Annotated in this window: 7 protein-coding genes; 5 read left to right on the forward strand and 2 right to left on the reverse strand. The window is 40.8% G+C overall.

The window, feature by feature from the left end; all coding sequences use genetic code 11:
• On the reverse strand, positions 1–1,010 hold a 1,010-nt coding region (locus FJR06_RS09675), incomplete at its 3' end, for a calcium-binding protein (RefSeq protein ID WP_254434409.1).
• A gap of 145 nt (positions 1,011–1,155) precedes the next feature.
• On the reverse strand, positions 1,156–1,278 hold the full coding sequence (locus tag FJR06_RS24685) for a hypothetical protein (RefSeq protein WP_256369494.1): 123 nt from the start codon (positions 1,276–1,278) through the stop codon (positions 1,156–1,158).
• Between the two features lie 834 nt (positions 1,279–2,112).
• Between FJR06_RS24685 and FJR06_RS09680 the strand changes: the two genes are divergently transcribed.
• The 5 genes from FJR06_RS09680 (at position 2,113) to FJR06_RS09700 (ending at position 4,646) form a co-directional block, all read left to right on the forward strand.
• Entirely contained in the window at positions 2,113–2,457 is a 345-nt protein-coding gene (locus tag FJR06_RS09680; RefSeq protein ID WP_015081485.1) for a rubredoxin, read from the forward strand.
• 74 nt (positions 2,458–2,531) lie between these two features.
• On the forward strand, positions 2,532–3,551 hold the full coding sequence (locus tag FJR06_RS09685) for a photosynthesis system II assembly factor Ycf48 (protein WP_015081484.1): 1,020 nt from the start codon (positions 2,532–2,534) through the stop codon (positions 3,549–3,551).
• A gap of 570 nt (positions 3,552–4,121) precedes the next feature.
• A complete protein-coding gene (psbE, locus tag FJR06_RS09690; protein WP_015081483.1) occupies positions 4,122–4,370 on the forward strand; it encodes a cytochrome b559 subunit alpha in 249 nt (82 codons plus the stop codon).
• Positions 4,371–4,379: 9 nt separating this feature from the next.
• Positions 4,380–4,517, forward strand: coding sequence for a cytochrome b559 subunit beta (gene psbF, locus FJR06_RS09695; RefSeq protein WP_010997987.1), 138 nt, complete (start codon positions 4,380–4,382; stop codon positions 4,515–4,517).
• Between the two features lie 9 nt (positions 4,518–4,526).
• Positions 4,527–4,646, forward strand: coding sequence for a photosystem II reaction center protein L (locus FJR06_RS09700; protein ID WP_015081482.1), 120 nt, complete (start codon positions 4,527–4,529; stop codon positions 4,644–4,646).
• Positions 4,647–4,772 lie beyond the last annotated feature (126 nt).

Here is a 4,772-nt window from a genome sequence, read left to right on the forward strand (position 1 = left end):
CCATTTCCTTGGAGGCTATCATTACCGAAACCACCAAACAAATCATCCCGATAAGAAGTTCCCGTGAAAGTGTCATCAACCACCGCAGTCTTGAAATTAAAATCAGTGGCTTGTAGTTGACTTTTACTAATACCATTGATTTTTAGTTGATAATAACCATCCGCGTAATAGTTGTAATAACGGGTGGTAATTAAGGCATTAGCATCAATATCATCACTGGTCAGAGCTAAGATAGTGTTATAGTCACTGATACCAATAGTTCTGACATCAATTTGGTCTTCTCCCTTGATAAAATCACTAACTATATCTTGGTTTTGGGCAGAAGAAGAATCAGAGAAATATTCTAAGGCAAATTGATCTATACCAGTGCCTCCTGTTAGTATATCAGAACCTAATCCCCCGGATAATTGATCATTTCCTCCTTGTCCAGAAAGTGTATCATTACCGCCTAACCCTTGAATGACATCATCTCCAGATGTTCCCGTAATATTGTCATTACCTGACGTTCCCGTAAAATTCTGCTGTTCTACCTGAATAAATTGCCCATTTACCGTAATAGTCGCGTGATCATCCTCAGCCTTCAAAGCCTGTAAAGTCTGAGTATCCAGACTGTAACCCTGTACCAACTCAGCAAAAATCGCCCCTTCATCTCCAGCACTATCACTGAGATTAATTTGAGCATCAATAAAATGCCCAATTTCCTCTAACAGAACTGCACTAATAGCTTCTGCTGTAGAAGTTGCGAGAAAATTAGCTGATAAATAAATCTTATTATTGCTACTGGCATAAGCCCCATTGGCATTGCCAAGAATGCTACTATCTAAAATCTCAACTTGCGGAAGTTGACCAAAATCACCAGATAGCCACTGTAAACGCAGAATTTCCGCACCGCTGCGGTTGTATTGTGTACCAAAAGCGGTATCGAATAGATTCCAGAAATTATCTAAACCAGCAAAGGTGCTGAGTTGGTTATATGTCAGCGTCAGAGCAGAATTGAGTACAGTATTCATGGATTTAATTAATTATTGGTATTAAAATAATGTTTGAAGGCGATAGGATGTGTCACAACCTGTAACACTTTTTAGTTAAAGACTATATACGCACAAGTTTGACACAAATACTGATAAGTGTCAAGCTCTATATCTATGCGACAAGTTAGGATATTTTTTTAAATGGACAAGGTATTGCAAAATCTTTCAGATAGAGTCCTACTTGTTCTAGGACTGGGTTGAGGTACAACTCATCAGCAATCAAACCGTTAGCAAGTGTAGATGTCATAAAATTAAACTGCTTTTTGTAAGTAATTCTGCCAAAACGATAATATTAAGTATAAAAAACCTTGACATCTACCAAAAGTTAGATATTTATTTCTTTTCCAAAAAATCTCACCTGAGTAGGATATTTCGGGGTTTTACCACATAGGACTTAGAGGATGTTTGAAAAGTTTTTAATGTATAAATAAACCCCTCTCCAAACCTCTCCCCGACGCGGGGAGAGGCTTTGAAACCCCCATTCCCTTGTAGGGAAGGGGGGAAGGGGGGTTAGGTTTCTGGAGATTATCGGTTTCATCTAATACTTTTCAAACAACCTCTTAGAGGACAGAAAACTTTAAATATATTATGATGCCTACGGTGAGTCAATTTAAGCCCCGGCGACTAGAAGTCACGGCTACACAAACAAAGTCCGCCTGCGCGGACTAACGAAAAATCAAGGATTTGAAACCCACGTAGGCGGTCACTGAGCTTGCCGATAGCGTAGCGTGGCGTTAGCCATAGTGTGGCTTTTGCCTGTGTAGACGCGGTTAGAAACCGCTCGCGCCGCTTCCCTCTCAGGTCTAAGGACGCGCTCGTTTCCCACTTACCGGGTATTCTTATGAAACAGGAAGTAAACGTCAAAATTATCGGTGTCCAGATGTATCTAGACCTTGATAATTTTGGGTAAGTTTTATAGAACGGAAATCAATAAAACCATTACTCAACCTAGATTTTCTATTTTTCGACAATTTCTCGAACTCCAAAAAAAATGAGCGAACCGGGAGTTGATAGAAAAGTCCAGCAATTATGTCATAATTTGTAACGTATATTTAAATTCCCCTCTGCGAGACTACGAGCTATGAGTGAACAAGCTGAACAAGCTATGGAAACTCCAGTGTTAGACCGTTATGAGTGTCGCTCTTGCGGTTACGTTTATGAACCTGAGAAGGGAGACGACAAGAGTGATGTCCCCCCAGGAACACTTTTTGCCGAACTACCCACAAATTGGCGTTGTCCAGTTTGTGTAGCTAAGAAAACTGTTTTTGCGAATATTGGACCAGCGGGTACTGCCTCTGGTTTCAAGGAAAACTTAGGTTACGGTTTGGGTGTGAATACCCTGACACCAACTCAAAAGAACATTTTGATTTTTGGGGCTTTGGCTCTTGGCTTCTTGTTTTTTATTAGTCTTTACGGACTAGATTAAAAACCGCTATCTTTATTTACCGCAATTCGGCGAAAATCTCATTAAACCTCCACTGGAAACCCTCAGTAATACTGATGCAATCAATTTTGAAAAAGTGGCAAAGTTTTGTTGCCGCGTTAATAGTAGTTATCGCCTGTATAGGGTGTAGTAGTGTTCCTTCTATAAGCAACAATCCTTGGCAGGTGATTAATGTCCCGACAAAGTCGAAGTTGTTAGATATTAGCTTTGCCAATAACTCTCAGCATGGTTACTTGGTGGGTGGTAATGCCACTCTTTTAGAAACTAAAGATGGTGGTGATACTTGGCAACCGCTAAAATTAGAGTTGGATGATCCCAGATATCGTTTTAACTCCGTTAGTTTTTCTGGTCAGGAAGGTTGGATTGCTGGAGAACCTTCTTTATTGCTCCATACTACTGATGAGGGTAAGTCTTGGTCACGGATTGCTTTAAGCGAAAAGTTACCTGGCAGCCCCATTGCCATTACAGCAATAGGTCAGAATACAGCGGAAATGGCTACCGACATCGGAGCGATTTATCAAACCACAGATGGTGGTCAAAATTGGAAAGCTAATTTAGACGCGGCCGTTGGTGTGGTGCGGACTCTGGAGCGATCGCCTGATGGTAAGTATATCGCTGTTTCTGCTAAAGGCAGTTTTTATTCTACTTGGGAACCTGGACAAAATGCTTGGCAACCCCATAACCGCAATAGTTCCCGTCGCTTAGAAAATATGGGTTTTACTAACGATGGACAATTGTGGTTGTTAGCACGAGGTGGCCAAATTCAGTTTAGTGATCCTACTAAACCGGAAGAGTGGTTAGAGGTAGAATATCCAGAGTTATCCACGAGTTGGGGTTTACTCGATTTAGCTTATCGCACACCCGATGAAATTTGGATCGGTGGTGGTAGCGGTAATTTACTTCGCAGCACCGATGGTGGTAAAACTTGGGAAAAAGACCGTGATGTGGAGACAGTTGCAGCTAATCTTTACAAAATTGTATTTTTTAGCCCTGATCAAGGTTTTATAATTGGCGATCGCGGTGTTTTACTGAAATATAACCCCAAAACAGCAGCAACAGCAGCCCCAGCGGCGTAATTACACCCAATAATGGATGTATTCACCAGAAGAAAGTTGTAAGTTGTAACTCTGTCTAAACTTTGTAGGATATTGACACTCCCCGGTCTAAAGACACGGGGATTCTTGGTTCAACGAGACCACTTAAACTAGACTCCTTGCGTTATCTAGGTCAGAGGTGGGACTCTCCCCAAGCGTTAACTTTCGGTCTGCCCGACCGTAGTTGCATGACTGCAAGTCCTGTTTAACTTGAAACGAGAAAGTTTCAAAATTCTGATTCGTCTAGTCCCTATAAATCTTTTACCTACTGCTAGAAGGAAACTAGAACAATGCAGTAGAACCGCATAGATTTAATTGTCAAGGCACAGATTACCGTTAGGCAGTTAGGTTTTTAGACAGGTTGATTACCTTTCCTGTTACAATTAGTATAACACAAGTCACTGGAGGAAGACAGCCTCTAATTGGCTTTCACCCCCGGCTTAAAAGAAATTATTCCCTAAAAAGCCTAAAAATTTTTAGGGGTTAATTCCGGGATTTTCAGCCTATTTTCTTATAAACTCAATAATAGTTTTTGATAAGGGAGTGAAATAAATGGCAGGTACCACTGGAGAACGTCCGTTTTCTGACATTGTTACCAGTATTCGTTACTGGGTAATTCACAGCATCACCATTCCCGCATTATTCGTTGCAGGTTGGTTATTTGTCAGCACTGGACTGGCTTATGATGTATTTGGCACACCTCGTCCTAATGAGTATTTTACTCAAGTCCGTCAAGAAGTGCCAATTGTCAGCAATCGTTTTGAAGCAAAAAAACAAGTAGAAACCTTTATTGGAAAATAATTTGAGATCATGACTAGCGGTAATAACATCAATCAACCAGTTACCTATCCCATTTTTACAGTTAGATGGATCGCGGTGCATACCTTAGCTGTCCCTACTGTCTTCTTTTTGGGCGCGATCGCCTCAATGCAGTTTATTCAACGCTAGGAGTTAATCATGGAAAGAACGCCTAATCCTAATCAACAACCGGTTGAATTAAACCGTACCTCTCTTTACCTGGGACTACTATTAGTCTTCGTTCTCGGAATTCTATTTTCCAGTTACTTCTTTAACTAACTGGACTTTTTTACGTCAGTTGCTAGTTAGGTGATAGGTAATAGGTAATAGGTAATAGGTAACAAGTTACAGAAAGAATATTCTCAACCGACAACCGACAACTGACAACTGACAACTGACAACTGA

This window comes from Dolichospermum sp. UHCC 0352, from assembly GCF_009711925.1.
GTDB classification, from domain to species: domain Bacteria; phylum Cyanobacteriota; class Cyanobacteriia; order Cyanobacteriales; family Nostocaceae; genus Dolichospermum; species Dolichospermum lemmermannii.

Bases quoted from the DNA above. Each gene is read 5' to 3' on its own strand.
- FJR06_RS24685 (WP_256369494.1), bottom strand. From the start codon at position 1,278: ATGACATCTACACTTGCTAACGGTTTGATTGCTGATGAGTTGTACCTC.
- FJR06_RS09680 (WP_015081485.1), top strand. From the start codon at position 2,113: ATGAGTGAACAAGCTGAACAAGCTATGGAAACTCCAGTGTTAGACCGT.
- FJR06_RS09685 (WP_015081484.1), top strand. From the start codon at position 2,532: ATGCAATCAATTTTGAAAAAGTGGCAAAGTTTTGTTGCCGCGTTAATA.
- psbE (WP_015081483.1), top strand. From the start codon at position 4,122: ATGGCAGGTACCACTGGAGAACGTCCGTTTTCTGACATTGTTACCAGT.
- psbF (WP_010997987.1), top strand. From the start codon at position 4,380: ATGACTAGCGGTAATAACATCAATCAACCAGTTACCTATCCCATTTTT.
- FJR06_RS09700 (WP_015081482.1), top strand. From the start codon at position 4,527: ATGGAAAGAACGCCTAATCCTAATCAACAACCGGTTGAATTAAACCGT.